The sequence below is a fragment of the Thermodesulfatator autotrophicus genome, assembly GCF_001642325.1.
Lineage (GTDB): Bacteria > Desulfobacterota > Thermodesulfobacteria > Thermodesulfobacteriales > Thermodesulfatatoraceae > Thermodesulfatator > Thermodesulfatator autotrophicus.
The window spans coordinates 21,961-42,313 of the sequence record NZ_LSFI01000014.1 but is presented as its reverse complement, the minus strand read 5'-3'; the positions used below and the strand labels follow the sequence as shown (position 1 = coordinate 42,313).

Annotated in this window: 17 protein-coding genes and 1 tRNA gene; 10 read left to right on the top strand and 8 right to left on the bottom strand. The window is 41.7% G+C overall.

What is annotated here, in order from left to right; translation table 11 throughout:
- Positions 1 to 77: 77 nt before the first annotated feature.
- Together TH606_RS03790 and TH606_RS03785 are read left to right on the top strand one after the other, a co-directional pair.
- Positions 78 to 782 carry a GGDEF domain-containing protein gene (locus TH606_RS03790; RefSeq protein ID WP_082863495.1) on the top strand — a complete coding sequence of 235 codons (705 nt, stop codon included), beginning with the start codon at positions 78 to 80 and terminating at the stop codon, positions 780 to 782.
- Complete coding sequence (locus tag TH606_RS03785; RefSeq protein WP_068541426.1) at positions 772 to 1,536, top strand: MinD/ParA family protein; 765 nt, start codon at positions 772 to 774, stop codon at positions 1,534 to 1,536. The genes TH606_RS03790 and TH606_RS03785 overlap by 11 nt, the downstream gene beginning before the upstream one ends.
- On the opposite strand, the gene TH606_RS03780 is transcribed toward TH606_RS03785, so the two are convergent.
- From TH606_RS03780 to TH606_RS03765, 4 genes are all read right to left on the bottom strand, one after another.
- On the bottom strand, positions 1,526 to 1,909 hold the full coding sequence (locus TH606_RS03780; protein WP_068541424.1) for a DNA polymerase ligase N-terminal domain-containing protein: 384 nt from the start codon (positions 1,907 to 1,909) through the stop codon (positions 1,526 to 1,528). The genes TH606_RS03785 and TH606_RS03780 overlap by 11 nt on opposite strands.
- A 2-nt stretch (positions 1,910 to 1,911) precedes the next feature.
- Positions 1,912 to 5,463 carry a YhdP family protein gene (locus TH606_RS03775; protein WP_068541422.1) on the bottom strand — a complete coding sequence of 1,184 codons (3,552 nt, stop codon included), beginning with the start codon at positions 5,461 to 5,463 and terminating at the stop codon, positions 1,912 to 1,914.
- Positions 5,464 to 5,483: 20 nt separating this feature from the next.
- A tRNA-Pro gene (locus TH606_RS03770) sits at positions 5,484 to 5,560 on the bottom strand.
- Positions 5,561 to 5,615: 55 nt separating this feature from the next.
- Entirely contained in the window at positions 5,616 to 6,161 is a 546-nt protein-coding gene (locus TH606_RS03765) for a hypothetical protein (protein ID WP_157627853.1), read from the bottom strand.
- Positions 6,162 to 6,213: 52 nt separating this feature from the next.
- Between TH606_RS03765 and TH606_RS03760 the strand changes: the two genes are divergently transcribed.
- Both TH606_RS03760 and TH606_RS03755 read left to right on the top strand, forming a co-directional pair.
- Positions 6,214 to 7,572, top strand: coding sequence for a sigma-54-dependent transcriptional regulator (locus TH606_RS03760; RefSeq protein ID WP_068541418.1), 1,359 nt, complete (start codon positions 6,214 to 6,216; stop codon positions 7,570 to 7,572).
- Positions 7,559 to 9,127, top strand: coding sequence for a two-component system sensor histidine kinase NtrB (locus TH606_RS03755; RefSeq protein WP_068541416.1), 1,569 nt, complete (start codon positions 7,559 to 7,561; stop codon positions 9,125 to 9,127). The genes TH606_RS03760 and TH606_RS03755 overlap by 14 nt, the downstream gene beginning before the upstream one ends.
- Before the next feature lie 371 nt (positions 9,128 to 9,498).
- On the opposite strand, the gene TH606_RS03750 is transcribed toward TH606_RS03755, so the two are convergent.
- Positions 9,499 to 10,269 (bottom strand): PEP-CTERM sorting domain-containing protein, encoded by a 771-nt coding sequence (locus TH606_RS03750; RefSeq protein ID WP_068541413.1) that lies wholly within the window; start codon positions 10,267 to 10,269, stop codon positions 9,499 to 9,501.
- Between the two features lie 360 nt (positions 10,270 to 10,629).
- On the opposite strand from TH606_RS03750, the gene TH606_RS03745 reads away from it, so the two are divergent.
- From TH606_RS03745 to TH606_RS03725, 5 genes are read left to right on the top strand one after another with little or no spacing between them, the layout of a single operon-like run.
- Positions 10,630 to 12,573: a transketolase gene (locus TH606_RS03745; RefSeq protein ID WP_068541411.1), complete on the top strand. Its 1,944-nt coding sequence runs from the start codon at positions 10,630 to 10,632 to the stop codon at positions 12,571 to 12,573.
- Entirely contained in the window at positions 12,570 to 13,304 is a 735-nt protein-coding gene (tatC, locus tag TH606_RS03740; RefSeq protein WP_068541409.1) for a twin-arginine translocase subunit TatC, read from the top strand. The genes TH606_RS03745 and tatC overlap by 4 nt, the downstream gene beginning before the upstream one ends.
- A 17-nt stretch (positions 13,305 to 13,321) precedes the next feature.
- The gene (gene tatA, locus TH606_RS03735; protein ID WP_068541407.1) at positions 13,322 to 13,510 is read left to right on the top strand and encodes a twin-arginine translocase TatA/TatE family subunit; all 189 of its coding nucleotides are present in this window, start codon (positions 13,322 to 13,324) and stop codon (positions 13,508 to 13,510) included.
- Between the two features lie 6 nt (positions 13,511 to 13,516).
- On the top strand, positions 13,517 to 14,428 hold the full coding sequence (locus TH606_RS03730) for a nucleotidyltransferase family protein (RefSeq protein ID WP_068541405.1): 912 nt from the start codon (positions 13,517 to 13,519) through the stop codon (positions 14,426 to 14,428).
- Positions 14,406 to 15,359 carry an aminoglycoside phosphotransferase family protein gene (locus TH606_RS03725; protein WP_068541402.1) on the top strand — a complete coding sequence of 318 codons (954 nt, stop codon included), beginning with the start codon at positions 14,406 to 14,408 and terminating at the stop codon, positions 15,357 to 15,359. The genes TH606_RS03730 and TH606_RS03725 overlap by 23 nt, the downstream gene beginning before the upstream one ends.
- A 347-nt stretch (positions 15,360 to 15,706) precedes the next feature.
- Here the strand turns inward: TH606_RS03725 and TH606_RS03720 are convergent, their stop codons facing one another.
- From TH606_RS03720 to feoB, 3 genes are all read right to left on the bottom strand, one after another.
- Positions 15,707 to 16,495: an ABC transporter permease gene (locus tag TH606_RS03720; protein ID WP_068541400.1), complete on the bottom strand. Its 789-nt coding sequence runs from the start codon at positions 16,493 to 16,495 to the stop codon at positions 15,707 to 15,709.
- Positions 16,492 to 17,142, bottom strand: coding sequence for an ABC transporter ATP-binding protein (locus tag TH606_RS03715; protein WP_068541398.1), 651 nt, complete (start codon positions 17,140 to 17,142; stop codon positions 16,492 to 16,494). The genes TH606_RS03720 and TH606_RS03715 overlap by 4 nt, the downstream gene beginning before the upstream one ends.
- Positions 17,143 to 17,400: 258 nt before the next feature.
- A complete protein-coding gene (gene feoB / locus TH606_RS03710; protein WP_068541396.1) occupies positions 17,401 to 19,545 on the bottom strand; it encodes a ferrous iron transport protein B in 2,145 nt (714 codons plus the stop codon).
- Between the two features lie 140 nt (positions 19,546 to 19,685).
- On the opposite strand from feoB, the gene TH606_RS03705 reads away from it, so the two are divergent.
- The gene (locus tag TH606_RS03705) at positions 19,686 to 20,228 is read left to right on the top strand and encodes a hypothetical protein (protein WP_068541394.1); all 543 of its coding nucleotides are present in this window, start codon (positions 19,686 to 19,688) and stop codon (positions 20,226 to 20,228) included.
- Positions 20,229 to 20,353: the final 125 nt, after the last annotated feature.

The following is a 20,353-nucleotide window of genomic DNA, read 5'->3' as shown; positions in this document are numbered from 1 at the left end:
AAGCAATCTTTTCTTCAATTTTCAAAAATTTTCCTTTAGTTTTTTCACTGGTTTCCGAAAAATTTTTAAGAGGTTTTATGGACCTGGAAAGACGTTTAAAGCAAATAAAAGAATTTTTCGCGCAAAATGGCCACAAACTAGACCCCAAAACTGGCCAGATGATAAAAGAGTTATGTAGTCTTTGTGAGGAGCTTTACGCTCAGGCTTCTATTGATTTTTTAACTGGTCTTTATAATCGCCGCTTTTTTGAAAAAGAGCTAGAAATCAATGTTGAGAAGGCCAAACGAGATAGAAGTGTTTTTTCATTAATTCTCATTGATCTTGACCACTTCAAAAAGGTAAATGACCAGTACGGTCATTTAGTAGGGGATGAGGTCCTCAAGAAAGTAGCAGAAATTATAAAAAAGAATGTGCGAAAAATAGATGTTCCCGCTCGCTATGGCGGGGAAGAATTTGCCATTATTCTTCCAGCCACAGGGAGTGAAGGAGCTTTAGCAGTAGCCAGGCGCCTCAAACATAATATAAACGAGATCCTTTTTGGCCCTAAAGATAATCCTTTTCATTTAACAGCTAGCATGGGCGTAGCAACTTATAGGCCTCTTTCTGGACTTTCGGCGGAAGAGTTTTTGAAAAAAGTTGATAAGCTTCTTTACCAGGCCAAAGAAGCAGGCCGAAATTGCATTATAACTGACCAGGAAGAGTTTGTTCTTCAAAGAGAACAGGAAGGTATCACTTACGAAGAAAGAGAAGCTTTAAAAGGGGTGTGGCAATATGATGATTAGTATAACCAGCGGCAAAGGAGGGGTGGGAAAGACCTCTTTGGCCGTTAATTTAGCACTGGCTTTAAGCCCGGAATACAAAGTTTTACTGGTGGACGCTGACCTTGGTTTAGCCAATGTAGATATAATGCTCTCAATAGCCCCTAAAGTTACGGTAAAGCACGTTTTACTTGAAGGCCGTTCTATAAGAGAAGCTGTGGTTGAAGGTGGTTATGGATTTCATGTTCTTCCGGCTGCTTCTGGGGTAGTGGAGCTGGTACAACCTGATTCAGATATGAAAGGAGCTCTTGAATTAGGGCTTAATGAACTTGCCTCTTCCTACGATTTATTGCTTTTTGACACAGGAGCCGGGATAAGTCCGGCTGTTCTATGGTTTAATTGTCTGGCAGGTTATACCATAGTAGTTTTTACCCCAGAGCCCACTTCCATTACTGACGCCTACGCCCTCATCAAAGTCCTTTATCGTGACTACGGACAGAAAAACTTTTTGTTGGTGGCTAACCAGGCTTCTCAGAAAGAAGGAGAGCAATACTTTCTGCATCTAAAAAAGGTTATAGATAGTTATTTGGGTGCAAACCCTATATTTCTTGGGGCTATTCCTAAAGACCCTGCATTGGCCCAGAGCATTCGTTCTCAAAAACCTTTACTTGCTTATCATCGAGAGACCAAGGCCGCCAAGGCCATATTAGAGATAGCCGAAAAAATCAAAAGTTTTATACCGGTAACAAGAAAAAACTCATTGCTTTCTAATTCTTAGTAGGCTGATTTTGCCTTTTATTTTTGAAGAAAAGCCAATTTTTATCTCGTAATCGGAGCAGGGTATAACGGCCTTTTAATTTTTCTCCCTGAAAATTAATTACTATTTTATCGTCTTCCCATTTTTCAGTTTCATATTGGCCCTTGTCCCAAAGTTTAACCACGCCGGCTCCGTAATATCCAGGAGGTATTATGCCTTCAAAATAAATGTAATCCAGGGGATGGTCTTCTGTTTGAATGGCAAGGCGCCTTACCCCTGGCTCAAGGGGAGGGCCTTTGGGAATGGCCCAGGACTTAAGAACTCCGTCTTTTTCAAGGCGGAGGTCCCAATGTAAATGGCTGGCATGATGTTCCTGTACTGAAAAACGCGGCATAATTACTCTTGCCCGGGTACTAATATTTTTACTGGCAGCTTAAAAGTTCTTTCCAGAATACCTAAAAAGTGGGTTCCGAGACTGGTAGGGTCAAGAGGAATAATTGTTGGTTTTTCAAGGTCACCGGTTATACGAAGAGGCAGACCTACCAGCATTTTAGATTTCCCAGTAAGGACCCAGCCCACTAAAGGGACATTGCTTACCAAAGTATCAACTGTTTTTAATGGAGAAACCAGACCAGTTAAATTTACTTTTTTCTCCAAAATATCTACCTTCCCTTTGGCAAAGAAGCGAAGTCCTGGAGCATTCAATTCTAAGTTTTCTATTTTTAAATATTTTTTCTGGAAATGGCCTTCTAATTTTAGTAAATCATAGGTAAGCCCTTCTTTTTCTAAATCAGGCAGATTGCCCTGGAATATATCTATAGGGCTTAAAAAAGCCAAAAGCTTTGATATTAAACCAAACTGGTAAATTCTTCCTCCTTGAGAAATAAAAGTTACCTCACCACTACTTTTTTCAAATAATTCTTTGCTTCCGCTGGTCAATAAAGAACCTTTAAGATCATAAGGACCTTCAAACTTCTTTTGGTGAAACAAACAAAATAGTGTGTTGGCTAAGTTTCCATTCTGACGCTTAAAGAAGACTTTGAGCTGACGCTTTTCTTTTATTTTTTCGTAGTCACCCCAAACTTTTATGTCACACAGGTTAGCCTTTTTAATTATTACTCTGGTTTTTTCGGGATAATAAAATAGTGTCCCTTCTACAGGTGAAATTTCGTAATTTTTGTAAATGGCTGAATCTACCTGAAAGTCTATTTTTCCTATTAGATTAACCTTTGTATTTTGTTTAGATTTTCTTTTGGAAAGGGCCAAAATGTCTTCAAGTAAAATTAGAGGAGAATATACCTGCCCTTCAAAGTTTAAGTATTTGGGTTCTATGGAAAGCTTCCCTCTGGCTTCAAAACTGGTTTCTCCTATATCAGCTTCAAGATATTTGATATCTAAATTTTTTTTCTTGGCTTTAATTTTTAACTCTTCAATCCATATGGGGGTTGAAGCGGGATATTTAAAAGCGTGAACCTCTAAATATCCTGAAAAATGGCTTTTAGTTGGTTCTTTAAAATTTATAAAGCCAGAAAAGTTTTGAGCTCTAATTTTTTGGAAATCAAGGGGCTCTTTTACAAAAAACTGCGCAAGTTCTTGCTTTTTTATCTGGCCGTCAATGTTTATTTTCCAGTGATTATTTCTTTCTAAATTGACTTTAAATGGCAATTCGTGCCCTGTAAAAAGCTTAGCATCTAGTTTCCAGATATTTCTGGTTTTCTCAAAACCCAAATAAGCCTTTGAATTAGAACTTGTTTCTATATAACTGCTGAAGGTTATTTCAGGCAAAGCCATTTTAAAGGTCAAGGCTTCTAAGCTAACGGGTGCTTTAATAAAAAACTTTTCTGAAATGTTAGCCCTTTGATAAATCCAGTTTAAGAATTTTTTCCCGCTCTCTCCCTCTCCTTTGAGATATAAGCTAAATGGCTTGAAATTTATTTCTCCTGCTCCCCAAAATTTGGCGTCAAGGAGACTTGCTTGAGAGTTTTCAAAAGTAAGACTATACGACTGGTAGGTGAAGGTGCCTTTTTTAATAAAAAGTGGTCCAGGAAGTTGGGCTACTGATATCTGGAAATCAGCTGTTTTGGCTTTAAGAGAGATCTTTTGGGAAAGGTTTTTTCCCTCTAAAGGTCCTTTATAATTAGCGTAGATTAGGTTTATCCATCGTCCATCAAATGGAAAGCGGTTTAATAATTCTTGCCCCTGAGGGAAGTGGCTTAAAACTTTTTTGATTTCTGGTACGAACAACTTCCCTCTAGCCTCAGATAAGTTTAAAAAGTAAGGTTTTTGGGAAAGATTGAGAGAGAAAGAGCTGAAAATGGTACTTTTGGGAAAGGAAACTTCAATCCCTTTTACTGCTAAAACGTGGGGTTTATAAGTAACCAGGCCGTCATTTAATATGGCTGGTAATGGAAAGCGATTATATTCCAGTAAAAGATTTACAGGTGTAAACGAGAAAGAAATAATGGGTTTATTTAGAAAGCCCTTTATTTTTACCTGGCCGAAAAGATTACCTTCACCTTTGAGAGCATTTAATTCTTGGTCTATTTCTGCTGGCAGTGGTAGGGCCTTTAATATATCTTTAAGGTCTTTAAAATTGGTTTTAAATTCCCCTTCAAAATTAAGGGGAGAGGTTTTATTTTTTAGTTTTCTTAAGTTAAGAAGTAGAGATACCTTAGAGAAATTTGTTTCTCTATAATTTCCCTGGGCTTCTTTAACTTTTAAGACAGCCTTTTTGACCGATGCCCACCCTGAGACATTTTCAAGCCTTAAATTAAGACGGGGAACCTGAATAATGGCCTCTTCAGCTAATCCTTCGTAAGAAAAATTATCTAGATGAAAAAGGTGTTTGAGGTCAGGAGCTTCGCTTTTTAGCTGTATATCTTTAGCCTTGCCAGCCAATACAATCTCATTGAGCTTTTTAAGTCCTTTGATTTTAGGGAGGAATATTGAAAGCCGCTTTCTGACTGCTCCCCAGTCTCCTTCGCGAATATGAAAATTAAAGGCCGCCCTTTTCTTTTCCTTTAAAAAATAACCTGAAGCAAAAAGGGCAGGGTTTTTCATGGCAAGATCTTTTATCTCTACTCTTAATTTTTCTGGGCTATAAGTAGCCTGGCCAACGAGAGCTGCACAATCAAAAATGAGATTACTGGGTTTTTCTTTGAGAAAACAGGGAGCAGAAGCTGTAAATCCGAGTAACCATTTTTGATTTTCATAGCGATAAGAGAAATCTAGATTTAAGTCAGTTTTTAGTTTTTTTAAGGGATTTTGTTTTTTGATAAGTGGAACGAGGGATAAGTCTAGGTGTTTTACTTTTAATAAACCTTCGGCCAGTTCTTCCACAGGCCAGAGGCGCAGTGAAAAGACAAATTCTTTTAAAGCTTGATTTATAGCCTTAGCCTGAAATTCTAAAAAATCTGGCTGAAGGGATAACTCAGCTTCTATTTTTTCAAAAAGAATTTCCCGGCTTTCTTGGGAAGCAAAGAAAATAGCACCTTCTTCTATTTGGATAGTAAGGGGAGGGACTTTTGGTAATACTTCTCTGGTAATTTCAAAAATTTTTTCTGGAGTTACAAGGGGAGGAGGGCCCTCACCCTTTTTCTTGATAAAAACCGGTTGTTCAAGGAGACATTTTTCAACTTCTATCTTTTTGTGAAAAAGAGGGCCTAATTTGAGGATAAGGTCCCCTTCTTTTAGATGAAATGAATACTTGGGGTGTTCAATTTCCAGTTCTTTGGTTTTGAGGGTGGGCCGGGGTATTAAACGGATTCTTACTTCTTTTAAATAAACCTTGGCCTGTAACCGCTTGGAAAGTTTATTGGCTATTTGGGTGCGTATGACCTCTAGATTTACTAAATATGGCAAAAAAAACACCAGAAAAGCTAAAAGAACTAATAAAACAGAAGTGGTAATACCTAAGGTGAGAGCCAGCGTTTTAAGCTTTTTTTTCATAGGGAATACTTTTAAAAGAATGGTCGGGGAGGACGGATTTGAACCGCCGACCCCCTGCTCCCAAGGCAGGTGCGCTGCCAGGCTGCGCCACTCCCCGAAATTTCTTCTAAAATTTATCCCTTAAACAAAGGCTTGGCAACCTAAAAGTCTTTTCAAAAATTTTTAAATTTTTCAAATAGAGGAGTTTCACTCAAAGAGAGGGCTTTTATTTTTATTAGCCAAAAATTTTGGGGATTTAAGGTTATTTCTCTTTTTAATCCTTTTGAAACCCAGTGGGAATCCTCTTCAAGGTTATAAAAGGTTGAATCCACCCCAAAAAAGCCGTCTAAAAAGTGGACTATTAGGTGTAATTCTTTAGACAAATAGCCCTGAGGGAGGTCTTTTAGACTGCTGGTTTTTTCAAAACCCTCTTTTTCTAAAAATGACAAACGGTCTTTTACGAAGGCATAGTTTTCATTTATTTTAGCTTCTAATACCTGCCAAAAAGTAGGGTTATCAGCCTGATAATTTTCCTTTGTATGTTCTATTTTTTCATAAGATACCAGCTGATATCTGTCGAGAAACCCTTTTACCCTGGAAAAGGCTTTATCCGCGTTAGGAGCTTTAACCAGGAAGTAATGTTCTAACCACATCAAATATATATTGCCATAATTTGTTTTTTTTAAATAGCCCAAAAGTAACAAATAAATAAGCCTCAAGTTCTCTTTTTGTTTTGCCGACAAAAAATAAAAAAACACAGAATTAAGCGCTATGTCCAAGCCTACCATCCTCATTGTTGACGACGACAAAAGTCTTCAGGAGTTTTTAGAACTGTTTTTAGCAAAGGAGGGCTACCAGGTAGCCGTAGCGGGAGACGGCGAGGAGGCTCTTTCGTATCTTTCTAAGAACCAGGCCGACCTGGTTTTAGCCGATATCCGCATGCCGCGGCTTGATGGTATATCCTTTCTCAAGGCTTTACGGGAAAAGGCTTTTGAAATCCCAGTAATCATGATCACAGCTTATGCTTCTCTTGACACAGCGGTGATAGCTAAACAGGAAGGGGCTTTTGATTATGTGCCAAAGCCTTTTAAGCTGGACCAGTTGCGGGACTTGATTAAAAGGGCTCTTGCTAAAGAACGGGTATCCCTTGAGGCCACTAATAGTGAAACTTCTTTCATGGGGATAATTGGCCAAAGCCCTGCTATGAAAAGGGTCTTCGGGCTTTTGCCGCGCATAGCTAATGCCCCTTCAAATGTGCTCATAACAGGTGAATCGGGTACTGGTAAAGAGCTTATCGCCAGGGCCATTCATAAGCTTTCTCCCCGGCGTGATAGGCCCTTTGTGGTGGTAAATTGCGGAGGTATTCCCCCAAATCTTTTAGAGAGTGAGCTTTTTGGCTATAAAGCCGGGGCCTTTACTGGGGCTTCTCGTGACAAGGAAGGCCTTTTTGTTAAGGCCCATAAGGGCACTATTTTTCTTGATGAAATCGGTGAGCTTCCCCTGGATATGCAGGTGAAGCTTTTAAGAGTGGTGCAGGAAAAGGCTGTCATGCCCCTTGGTTCTACCAAAGAAGTAAAAATAGACGTAAGAATAATTTCTGCCACTAACCGAAATCTTGAAAAAGAGGTTCTAGAGGGCAATTTTCGGGAGGATCTCTTTTATCGCTTAAATGTTATTTCTTTAGAGTTGCCTCCTCTCAGGGAGAGAAAAGAAGATATCCCTTTATTGGTGGACTATTTTCTTAAAAAGTATGCCCAAAAAATGGGCAAAAAAATTGAAGGCATTTCTGAATTTGCTCTTAAGGCCCTTATGGAATATGACTTTCCAGGTAATGTGCGTGAGCTTGAAAACATAATTGAGCGTTCTGTGGCCCTTGAGTCAGGCCCTTTAATTTTGCCTGAAAACCTTATTCTTTCGCGAAAAAAGAAGGGAACTCAAGATAATAAAGGCTTAAAAATTGAACTTCCTGAGGAAGGCCTGGATTTAGAAGACCTTTTAGCCCAAATAGAGGTTTCTCTTCTTAAGCAGGCCCTTTCGCGCACAGGAGGGAATAAAACTGAAGCCGCTAAACTTCTAGGCCTAAACTTCAGGTCTTTTCGCTATCGGCTGGCTAAATATGGTCTTTCCTGAAAATTCATCATCTAAAGTTTTTGAATATTTGCGCTCGTCTCTTCTACTTTTAGGAAGTATAGCCGCCCTTCTTTCGTTTGCAGAAAAAATTAATCTTCTTCCCCCTTTTTCTATCTTGATTTTTCTAGGGTTTTGGGCAAATACGGCTTTTTTTTACGCCTCAGCTGCTAGCCTTACTTTTAAAAAAAGACTATGGTCCTCTCTTTTAATAGACCTTTTGCTTATTTCAGCCCTGGTATGGATTACTGATGGCCGTGAAAGTCCTTTTCTTTTTCTTTATCCTTTACTGATTTTTGTGGCTGCCTTCCATTTAGGGCGTAGAGGGGCAGATATATTTACATTTTTAGCCCTTTGTTGTTTTGCCTCTATTTTTTGGCTTATTGAGAGTCCCTCGGTAAATTCCCAAACAATCCTGCAATTTTTTGTCCCCCTTGGAGCTATGGGGCTTTCCGGCTTACTGGCTTTGCGTTATGCTGAAGAACTTCAGCGCACCAGAGAAAAAATAAAAGAAACTCACGAGGCCCTTTTCAGAACAGAGGAACTCCATCGCCATATCCTTTCTTCTCTTTCTTCAGGGCTAATAGTAACTGACCTTGAAAAGCGCATTGTTTCAGCCAATAAATCCGCGGAAAAGATTATGGGTCATGATAATTTGATTGGGGAAAATTTAGATAGATTTTTTCCCAATCTAAAACTTTATGAAGAATGTCCCCGGTGTGAACTTGTTTTTGAGCAGAAAGGCCAGAAAAAGTATATAGGTTATACCTTTTTCCCTTTGCGTGACGAAAAAAAAGAAATATTTGGCTATGGTCTTATTTTTCAGGACATAACCCCCATAAAGGAAAATGAAGAGCGCCTGAGACGAGCAGAACATCTGGCTGCTCTTGGCACTATGGCTTCAGGCCTTGCCCATGAAATAAAAAACCCTCTGGCTTCCATTTGTGGAGCCGTTGAATTTTTAAAAGAAGAAAACCTTATCAAACCAGAAGGTAAGAAGCTTTTTAATATTATTTTTCGTGAGACCCAAAGGCTAGATAAGCTGGTTTCAGATTTTTTATTATTCGCTAAGCCCGGTTCTGGAAGGCCAGAGAAAATAAATCTAAAAAAATTAGTTACTGAAATTCAAGAGGAACTGGCGGTAAAATTTGGCTCAGACATTAATTGGGAGCTTTCTTTTCCAGACAATGTGGTTCTCAAAGTGGAGTCAGGGCGTTTTAAACAGATATTACTAAATCTTTGCTCTAATGCCATTGAAGCCTATAATGGCCAAAGGCCTTTCATAAAAATTTCTACTTTTATAAAAGAAGAAAATTTTTTTTTAGAAGTTTCAGATAAGGCCGGGGGCATTCCCGAAAAGATTGCAGGACGCGTGTTTGAACCTTTTTTCACCACTAAAGAGCAGGGCACAGGCCTTGGACTCTCAGTGGTCTATAGCCTGGTAAAGGGCCTGGGTGGACAAATTTTTCTACGCTCCACCAAAGAAGGAACAGCTTTTTTGCTTTCTTTTCCTAAAGAAATAGTCGTTCAAGAAGATCGTATGGCTGCTAATAAATGAATGTCCATTTTTGGCCAGGATTGCTTCATTCGTGGTGAGATGGAGAGGAGTTATTGCGAGCTACGAAGTGTCTAAGCAATCCTTGAACCAGCGAAGCGGTTGCCATGGTGATCTCAGATTTCCTCAGTATCGCTCGAGACAGAGATTGCTTCGCTTCGTTCGCAATGACTAGGTTGGGAGTGTGGTTCGCAATGACAGCCTAAATTGTCAGCTGTTTTATGTTCTCATTCCTGTGAAAAATGTTCCCTCACCCTCGACTCCTTGTTCCCCCTCTTCAGGAGGGGCTAGGGGAGGTAGAATTTTTCATGTCCTTTGCTTGTGGCCGATAGGCCATGACGGTTAATGGAAGAGGGCCTCTGGGCCCTCTAAATTTAAGCTTTTTTCTGCCTTTTTACAAAGGCAGCCATTAGAAAAAGACCAGCCCCTAGGAGCATGTAGGTAGAAGGCTCAGGGGTATGTGCCACTACGGTGCCGTAGTCGTTTCCACACTCCATGGTCCAATGAATAGCAACCAGATTATGTATAGTAGAAGACCAGTCAATCAAGTTTAATGGAATAGCCAACTCTATAAAATAGCGGGAAAAGGAGTGATCCGGGTCATCCGTATAAACTAAAGAACCTGCTCCTACGTAAGTGCCACTTTCCATACGGAAAGGGTTGGATACATTATGGCTACTATAATAGACATCCAGCCAGGAGCTCACCTCATATAGGCCACCCAGAGTTAATCCCCGGTTTTCTGAGCCATCCTGGTAGTTAGAGATAATGAAGGCGTAATCCCAGGTGCCGTCATTTCCGATATCAAGGCTTATATCTCCAGCATCCCAGCTGGTGCCAGCCTGAGGAAAGCCAGTGGCAATGGCGATATAAAGATAGTTGTTATCAAAAGTGGCTAAGATGGCCTCTACATCGTATTCTTGACCACCATAGCCTGGCCCTACATAGTCCGAACTGCCAACCTGATCTTCTTGAAAAACAAAAACCCCAGGAATTCCCGGATTCCAATTATTGTCGTTTTTCGCAAAACCAGAGGTATTAAGACCCCAGTCACTCAAGTCCCCATCTACGTTAATGGTAAGGGCCCAGGCGCTTGAGGCCAACCCTAAAAATGTTATAAGCAGTAACCATATTTTGAGTTTCATTTTTTACCTCCTTGCTGTTTTTATATTTCAAAGCAATAAGTATGCCAAAACAAAAATCCTTATGTATCAAGGTGTTTGGCTGACTGAGAGCTGATGAGAACATACAGAAGTGGAAAAATTTTTCACTATAAACAAGAAAATTGTTTCCCTTAAAACAGCTTAAAGGCCTTTTCCTGTTGATTTTTTTAAAGGTTTTCGGTAAGGGAAATTTTTTTCCTCTGTGGGAAAATTTTTTCCACTTTAAAATTTTTTGTTTATAGGTGATGAAGATTAAATGTGATCGAAGGGTAAAATTTCCATCTTGAATTCTTGGCTAGCTGCGCTATAGGACCAGCAGAAACCTGAAAAGGAGTTGGGCTTATGCTAAAAATTGATTTGACTCAGGAAAGGCTTTCTCAGGAAGAGATTAAGACTTTAGAAGAGATGTGGCGCCGTGCTGTCAGACGCATCATTCTTTCTACCACCCTGGCTGGCTGCGGTCATCCAGGTGGTTCTCTTTCTTCTCTTCACATGCTTATTTTGCTCTACGCCCTTATTGAGCATGACCCTAAGAACCCGCGTTTACCAGAAAGAGACCGTGTGGTTATAAGCCACGGGCATATAAGCCCGGGGGTTTACAGCGTGCTTTGTGAGTACGGCTATTTCCCTGAAGAGCCTTTTCTTATGGAGTTCAGGCGGGCAGGCTCGGCCTTTGGGGGCCATGTTGAGCAGTCCGTGCCGGGTGTAGAATGGAACACTGGAAACCTGGGGCAGGGGCTTTCGGCGGCCTGTGGTATGGCCCGGGCTTTGAAGCTAAAAGAAATCCCTCGTCGGGTTTTCTGTGTAATGGGTGATGGTGAACAACAGAAAGGCCAGGTCATTGAGGCCCGGCGCTTTGCTGTAAAATTCGGCCTAAACAATCTTTGCGCCTTGATTGACTACAATCGCCTGCAGATTGGCGGCCGCATTTATCGGGTTATGCCCCAGGATATTGCTCATGAAATAAAAGCCACTTTCTGGAATGTGATTGAGGCCAACGGCCACGACTTTAATGACCTTTACCAGGCGCTTCGCCGTTTCATTACCGGTGAAGTCCTTTGTCCGGAAAAGCCCACGGCTATTCTTGCCCAGACCACTATGGGCAAAGGTATATCCTTTATGGAAGACGATGAAAAGTGGCACGGCATGGCCCTTCCTCCAGACCTGGCTAAAAAGGCCCTGGAAGAACTTGGCTTTGACCCTTCAGAGGTTGATGTCCTTCTTGAAAAGAGAAAGAGCTATGAAATTTCTTTTCCTGCTTTTCCCCATGAGCCAGAGCCGGTAGAAGTGGAAACCGGGGAACCTATTCTTTACGAGCCAGAAGTTAAGACGGATTGCCGTTCAGCCTACGGCAAAGCCCTTGCTTCTCTGGCTGAGCTCAACAATAAACCTGGTAGCCCTCCAAAGGTTCTTGGAATTACCTGTGACCTTGAGGGCTCAGTCAAGATGACGGCTTTTCGCAAGATGAGCCCTGAGGCTTTTCATGAAGTAGGTATTCAGGAGCATCACGCCGCTACGGTGGCAGGCGCCCTGTCTAAAGAAGGCTTTCTTACCTTCTTTTCCACTTTTGGCGTTTTCGCTGTGGATGAGACCATAAACCAGCATCGTTTGAATGTCCTTAACGAGACAGCCCTTAAAATAGTAGCCACCCATTGTGGGCTTGACGTGGGTGAAGATGGCCCTACTCACCAGTGTGTGGATTATCTCGGGCTTTTGTTAAATCTTATTGGTCTTGAGATATACTTCCCGGCAGATCCAAACCAGACTGACCGTATTATCCGCTATGTGGCTAAAAGCAAGGGGAATGTCTTTGTAGGTATGGGGCGCTCAAAGCTTCCTGTTATTCTCAATGAGGCCGGTGAGCCATTTTTTGGCAAAGACTATGTTTTTACCCCAGGCAAAGCAGACCTTTTACGCCAGGGCAAAGAGGCCACCATTATTGCTTTTGGCTCGGTAATGCCCCAGGTGCTTTCGGCCTGGGAAAAGTTAAAAGAAGAAGGGATAAATATTTCTATCCTGAATATGGCGAGTTTAAGGCCCCTTGACGAAGAAGCTATAATTAAAGCCGCTGAGCAGGGGCCTATTATGGTGGTGGAAGACCACGTGGTAGAGACTGGCCTTGGTTCTCTGGTGGCTCAAACCCTTGCCAAGCATGGTAAGGCTGCCAGGCTTTGCCTTAAAGGAGTAAAACGTTACGGAACCTCTGGCAAGCCGGCGGATCTTTACCGTGAGCAGGGGCTTGATGCCGATTCTATCGTAAAAGACATGAAGGAGCTTTTGGCTTGAGTGCTGAGCTAACTCATGACCGAGAGCTTCCTTTAACTGAGCATCTTGCTGAGTTAAGAGATAGGATTATCAAAAGCCTTGTTGCCATTGTAATTGGGGCGGTTATCTGCTACTGGCAGATAGACCGCCTGCTTAATTTTCTTTTAGCGCCTTTGTGGCCTATCCTTCAAGAAGAGCACCAAAAAGTTATTTTTAAAGCTTACCAGGAGGCTTTTTTCAGTTATCTCAAACTTTCTCTTATAAGTGGAGCCATGTTAGTGAGCCCTTTTGTGCTTTTTCAGGCCTGGCGCTTTGTGGCTCCAGGGCTTTACGAGCATGAGCGCCGCTTTGCCTTACCCATGGTTCTTTTTTCTTGTACGGCTTTTTTAGGAGGGGCAGCTTTTGCTTATTTCATTGTTTTTCCAAAAGCCTTTGCCTTTCTAGCCCACTTTGCCGGGCCAGACTTGACCCTTGTCCCTACCCTTCAGGAGTATCTTAGTTTTTCTATACGACTTATGTTCATTTTTGGTATCGCCTTTCAGGTGCCGGTGGCTTTAACCGTGGCTTCAAGGTTGGGGATAGTCTCTGCCTCTCAATTAAGGAGTTTCAGGCGTTATGCCATCTTGTTGGCCTTTGTGATAGCGGCCATTCTTACACCTACTCCTGATGTGGTTAACCAGCTTTTTCTGGCCATTCCTTTGATACTCCTTTACGAATTAAGCATTTTTCTGGTAGCATTAGTGGGAAGATAGTTTTTAAGGAGGGGATTATGTTCGGGCTTGGCTCACAGGAACTTTTAATTATTCTCCTTATTGCGCTGGTTCTTTTTGGCGCCAAAAGGCTCCCTGAAATTGGCGCAGGCCTCGGGAAAGGTATAAGGGCCTTTAAAGAGGGGCTTAGAGAGGGAGAAAATTTAGAAGCTGAAACCAAAGAAGAGCTTGAAAAGAAAAAAGCCTAATTTGGCATGGGGAGACGGGCCTTTGTTCTGGCCGCCGGGCGAGGCACCCGCCTGCTTCCTTATACCCGTTTTGTCCCCAAACCTCTTTTCCACATCTTAGGCAGGCCCTTGCTGGGCTTAATTTTTGACGAGCTAAGGCGGGCTGGTTTTTCAGTTATCGGGTTAAATACTCACCACCTTTCCCCTCAAGTTGAAGACTTTGTTAAAAAGTATGCCGAAGCTTATCCTGAAATTACTTTCAAGGTTTACCGTGAGGCAGAGCTTCTAGGGCCAACTGGAGCCCTTTTCGGTGCCAGGGATTTTTTTACTGAGCCTATTCTGGTCATAAATGCCGATATTGTAACCAATTTTCCCTTAGCTTCTTTGCTTTCGGCCCACGAAAGATTGGACGGAGGAGCCATACTTTTGCTCATGGCGGGAAAAGCTTCGGCCAATGTTCTGGTTGAAGGCGAGGATCTTAAGGGCTTTGGCCAGGGGCCAGGGGCCTATACTTTTACCGGAATTCAGGTAGTTACTCCTGAGTTTGTCAGGCGCTTGCGGGAGGGAGACCGGGATTTAGTCCCCACTTATACGCGCTTTTTGACTGAGGGAGTGCCCATCAAGTGTCAGGTAGTGGCTGGTTTTTACTGGCGTGATATCGGAAGCTTATCTTCTTATCTCGGAGTTCATGAGGACTTTCTTAAGAAACGGGCCTCTTTTTATGGCCTTTCCCCACCAGATTCGCCCTTTGTGGTGCCTGAAAACTTGAAACTCCGTGATCTTTTTTTGGAAGACTGGGTTTTTATTGAGCCTGGGGTAAAAATTGCTTTGCCAGCTAGGCTTAAACGGGTAATAGCCTGGCAAGGAGCAGTTATACCTTCTGGAGACTTCTCTGATACTATTTTTATCCCGGAAAATGATGGCTTCAGAAATAGCTGAATATTTGAAAAGAAAGGCCATTTCAGTTGATGGAATAATTCCTTTAGCTGGAGATGGTTCAGCGAGAAAATTTTATAGGCTTTTACAGAAAAATCGTTCTTTTATTCTCATTTACCCCCAGCCAGGGGAGTTCGGCCTGAAAGAGGCACGTTCTTACATAAAGATTGGCAAGTTTTTGAAAAGAAATGGCCTTCCAGTGCCTGAAATTTACGATTACGATGAGGAAAGCGGTTTTATTTTGCTGGAAGACCTGGGTGATACCCGCCTTGAAGATTTACCTAAAAATAAGCGGTATGAATTTTTCCCTCAAGCCTTTAAAATTCTTGCAAAATTAAAGGAAATAAAGCCTTCTTTCCCTAAGGAAAGTGTTCTTGATACCCTTTTTTATGATGAAAATTTGATATGGGAAAAAGAGGCTCTCTACTTTAAAACTTCTTTTGTGGAAGGATATTTAGGCCTTAAAGACGAAGAGATTGAATCTTTGCTCAGGGCCTTATGGGAAAAGGCCAAAAGATACGTAGATTTTTCTTCTCTTCTTCATAGGGATTTTCAGTCCCGTAATTTGATGGTTAAAGATAATTCGCTCTGGATTATTGATTTTCAAGGGATGAGAATAGGGCCAACGGCTTATGACCTGGCCTCTTTTTTGATTGATCCCTACCAGGGGTTAACCTGCGAAGAGATTTCTTTCTGGCTTGGGGATTTTCAGCGAAAGTATCCTGGCCTTATTTCTGAGGAAGCTTTTTACGCCCTGGCTCTTTTTAGAAATCTTCAGGCCTTAGGGGCCTTTGCCAAATTGAGCAGGGAGGGTAAGCCCTGGTTTGCCTATTATATCCCACCCGCTTTAAAATCCCTCAAAGAGTTATTAAAACGGTTTTCGCCAGAAGGAGAATTATTAAACCAAAAATTAGAGCTAGCTTTACCGCACTGAGGCCTAACTTGTTAGAGACCTTTACAAAATATCTTTCTGAGACTGCTTCGCCTGTCCCGAGCGAAGCGAGGGATCTCCTCGCAGTGACAGTGGGGAAGATGCTCCTCGCAGTGACAAAAAAATGGGTTGTCATCGCGGACCCCCCTCTTTACTTTATCATTTCAAGCCTCTTTTCCCGCTGTGTCATTGAGAGTCTCTTACCGCCCCGTCATTGTATGTTTTTTTTCCTCCCCGTCATTGCGAGCCACGAAGTGGCGAAGCAATCCTTGTCACGAGGCGACACAGTCGCCGTGGTGATCTCAATCTAATGTTTCAAGGTTTTGCAAAGGATCTCTTTCTAAAAGGTCTTATGAAAAAATTTCTTCTTTAAAGCGAGGTTCAGCGGAGAATAACCTTTTTCCAGCAAGCCACACGGCACTAATGGCTCCGATAGTGTAAGCCCCGGCTAACATAAACATTACGAGTATCTGGTAAGCCACGGCCTGAAGGGGAGGGGTTCCGGCTAAAATTTGGCCGGTCATCATTCCAGGAAGAGAAACGATTCCTGCTACTGACATGGCGTTTATGATGGGAACAAGGCCTCTCGCTACCGCTGCCCTAAAGGCCTGGTTTATAGCTTCTTGATGATTAGCTCCATAGGCCAGAAAAAGTTCTATTTCTTTTTTTCTGGTCATTAGGTAATCAATAAAAGTATCAAGAGCCAGGGATACACCATTTAAAGAGTTTCCCAATATCATACCAATTAGAGGAATTACGTACTGGGGATGATACCACGGCTTTACCCCCACAATCACCTGGGTAACGATAACTCCAACTATAAGAGCTGAAAGGCTCATGGAAAGGGTGGTATCAAGAACCATAAGGGCATAGCGTTTGCGGCTGCGAAAGGCCGCTTCGCGTCCGGCTACGAGGGCCATAAAAAATAAAAGGCCAACCACTAAGAAGGGATTTTTTAAGGAAAAAATAGTTTCCAGAATAAAGCCTACCAGAGAAAGCTGGATTATTGTCCTCAGAGCGGCGATAAAAAGCCTCTTTTCTATTTTAAGACGTAAATAAAGTGATAGGGCACCAGCTAAGAGGATAAATCCAGAGGCCAAGGCCAGGTCAAGTGGTGAAAGAGTGATAAACTGACTCATGAAAGTTCCTCAAGTTTTCCGTTTTTTAAGAAGAGGGTTCTGGATTTTTGGGGTAACTCTAAGTGGCTTACGCATAATACCGCTTTTTCTGGTTTTTGAGAAAATTCATAAAGTAGGCTAAAAGCCTTTTCAAAACTTTCAGGGTCAAGCCCTGAAAAGGGCTCATCGGCAAGGATAATCTGGGGGTCAAAAAGGATGGCTCTAGCCAGGCACAGGCGCTCTCTTTCTCCCGTGGAGAGGTTAGTTACTTCGGTGTCAAGTTTTGGGGAAAGACCCAGTTTTTCGAGAATTTTTTTTGGGGTAATAACCGGCTTACGATGATGGTTAATTTTAAATTTGTAAGGGAATAATAAATTTTCACTAATAGAGCCTTCAATAAGCGGGCTATCAGCATCAAGATAAACACACTTGCTGCGAAAATTGAAAAGCCTTTTAGAGGGATGGGCAGTTCCGTTAAGGATTCTTTTGACTCCCGCAGGGCATTTTTCTAGCCCTACTATTTGTCTTAACAGGGTGCTTTTGCCTGTTCCCGAAGGGCCTTTTAAATGAACAAAGTCATTTTCATAAAGAACAAGGCTAATATTTTCATAAAGTTTGCCATGGTGGCGATGGACACTAAAGGGGCCAGCTTCTAAAATAACTTTCATGAATATGAATATAACGAGACTTTTGCAAAATCCTAATATTAGATTGAGATCGCCATGGTGGCTGTGTTGCCTCGGGACAGATAGTGCTTCGCCACTTTGTGGTTCACCATAACTCTTCTTATTGCCATTCCGAGGAGGCCATCTCTTTTTCGTCACTGCGAGGAGGCCAAAAGGCCGACGAAGCAGTCTTTAAGGATAGGTGCCATAGTCAATTAAAATATTTTGCAGGTCTTATAATGTTTTCAAAGCAATGCGCTTTTAAATTTTAAGCAAAGTAACCATCCATGGGCCTATAAAATGCACCCAGATAAAAGTAACCACCCAGGCTACGGTTAAAGTCCAGCCCACCACAATAACAGGCCATTTCCAGGAGCCTGTTTCCATTCTTATTACCGGAAGGGTGGCCATACAGGGTACCATGAGAAGAGAAAAGAGCATGAGACCTACGGCGGTAACGGTGTTAAAGATGGGATCTTTTTTTATATGCTCTGTAAGCGAAACTTCATTTCCTTCAATGTCACTTAAGGCATATATTTGTGAAAGGGTTGCTACCAGGACTTCTTTGGCAGCGAAGGCAGAGGTCAAAGCTATACCAATTCGCCAGTCAAAACCAAGGGGTTTTAAAAGTGGTTCGATTAAACGCCCAAAGCGGCCAGCATAACTTCTGGAGAGTCTTTCTGTTGCTTCTTCCCTTTCCAGCTGAGTTAAAACTTCCTGGTTAGGGGCATTGGCTTTTAATTCTTCATAATTTTTGGAAAGGGTAGGGTTAAGAGGAAAGGTGAAGAGCGCCCACATAACTATGGAAATCCCTAAAATCACAGTCCCTGCTTTTCGTACATATAACACCGAGCGATTCCACATCTGAAGTAGAATATTTTTAAGGGTAGGGAAACGATAAGGCGGAAGTTCCATAATAAATGGCGAAGATTCCCCTTTAAAAAATAAGACTCTTGCCAAGACAACAGTTACGAGAGCTATTAAAAGCCCGGTAATATATATGGAGAGAAGCACTAACCCCTGCAGATTAAAAAGCCAGATTTTTTTATCGGGTATAAAAGCCGCGATAAGAAGGGTGTAAATTGGCAATCTGGCGGAGCAACTCATAAAAGGTGCGGCCAATATGGTAAGAAGCCTTTGCTGATAATTTTCAATGGTACGGGTAGCCATAATTCCAGGGATATTGCAGGCAAAAGAAGAAAGTAAAGGCACAAAGGATTTGCCATTTAAACCAAAGGGTTTTAAAAGCCTATCCACCACAAAAGCAGCTCTGGGCATATAGCCAGAATCTTCAAGCAAAGAGATGAGAAAGAAAAGAATCAGTATTTGAGGAAGGAAGACTAGCACTCCTCCTACGCCGGCAATTATTCCGTCAACAATAAGGCTTTTTAGGAGCCCATCTCCCAGACGAGACCCGACAAATTCTCCCAGCCAGCTAAAAAGTTGGTCAATAAGATCCATGAAAGGGGCTGACCAGGAAAATACCGCTTGAAAGAGTAGCAACATAACGGTCATAAAGATGGGAATACCAAATACGCGGTGGCAGACTATAGCGTCAATGTGGTCACTTAACGTCTTACGAGGACGATACTTTACTGTGCCTTTCAGTATATCCTGGATAGCCCGGTAACGATATTCAGCTATAAGGGGTTCAGGGTCTTCTCCTAATTCCTTTTTGATATTTTCTCGTGCTTCTTCCAGGAAGGCCAGAAAATCTTCACCAAGGTCTTTTTCTCGCTGTAAAAATTTTATTATATCTTCATCTCCCTCTATAGCTTTTAAAGCCAACCAAAAGACGGGATATCCGCTAAGGTCTGCTTTTTCCATTAGGTAGTCGGCAACACGGTTAATTTCTTTTTTAAACTTTTCGGGATAGGGTAGGGCTATCTTTGGTTTTGCCTGGGCTGGACTTTCAATAACTTCTTTTAAAACTTCTCTTAATCGGTCAAAACCAATTCCTCGGTGGCCAATGGTAGGGATTACTGGGACTCCTAGCTTTTCTTCAAGTTTTTTAAAGTCTATTTCTAAACCCTTTTTCTCGGCATCGTCTATCATGTTTAAAACCAGAATAAGGGGCACTCCCAATTCAAAAAGCTGCATAGTGAGGTATAGATTGCGTTCCAGATTTGAAGCATCAATTATGTTCACCACCACCGCTGGCTTCTCTTCTACGATTACCCGCCGGGCTACGACTTCTTCTGGAGAATAAGAAGTAAGTGAATAAGTGCCGGGAAGGTCTATCACTCTTATTTTATGTCCATCTAAACGAAGAAAACCCTCTTTCCTTTCAACGGTTACCCCTGGATAGTTTCCTACTTTTTGTCTAGCTCCAGTAAGGGCGTTGAAAATAGTGGTCTTCCCGGCGTTAGGATTGCCAGCTAGTGCTATTTTAATTTCTTTAGCCATGAAGTTTCTCCACTATCTCCCCAGTAATTGAAATATTATTTCAATTAACAGAAGAAAATACTACTATCAAGGTATAAATTTCAAAGCCCTGTTAATTAAAAGAGTTGTATTATTTTGGGGTTAAAATATATTAATAGGCTATGGCTAAAATAAAGGAGCAACAAAAAATTTCCCCCTTAGAGTTGGCAGATTTTTTGGAAAATTTTGCCCAAAAAATTCGTGAAGGGAAGCTTTCCTTTAAAGATGAAGATTGGCCTCTTCCGGAAACCTTAGGTTTTAAATGGGAATTAAAGATTGATAAAAAAGGATTGAAACTTAAATTTACTTTATCAGCTGAAAGGTCTTTGTCGTTTGAAAAGAAGATTTCATCTCCAAAAGGATCTTGGGAACCCGATCTTTCTCCCAAGAGTTTAAAGAAAAAGATGGGGGCCATATGGAAAAGTATTGAGAAAGATATATTCTCAGGGAGAAAAATACCTTCTGATGACTTTGAGGAATTGCTGGGCCTGTTTCGGGCTTATGAAAAATATGCTGAAAAGTCTTGGCTTAACGCCTGGCAAAAATGCCGTGAGAAAATAGAATCTCTGAGACAAGTTATTGAAAACAATGATCCTGAAAAAGCCAGACAAATGGTCTCAGAGATTAAAAATTTAGAAAAAGCCTGCCACCGTAAATACAAATAAGCCCGCTTAACATCTCGGTGTCCGCCTGTCCCGAATGAGACCCTCACAAAATTCTAACATTAGAGAGATAGCACGGGACGGTGTCGTCTTGCGCAAGGATTGCTTCGCCCCTTCGTGGCTCGCCA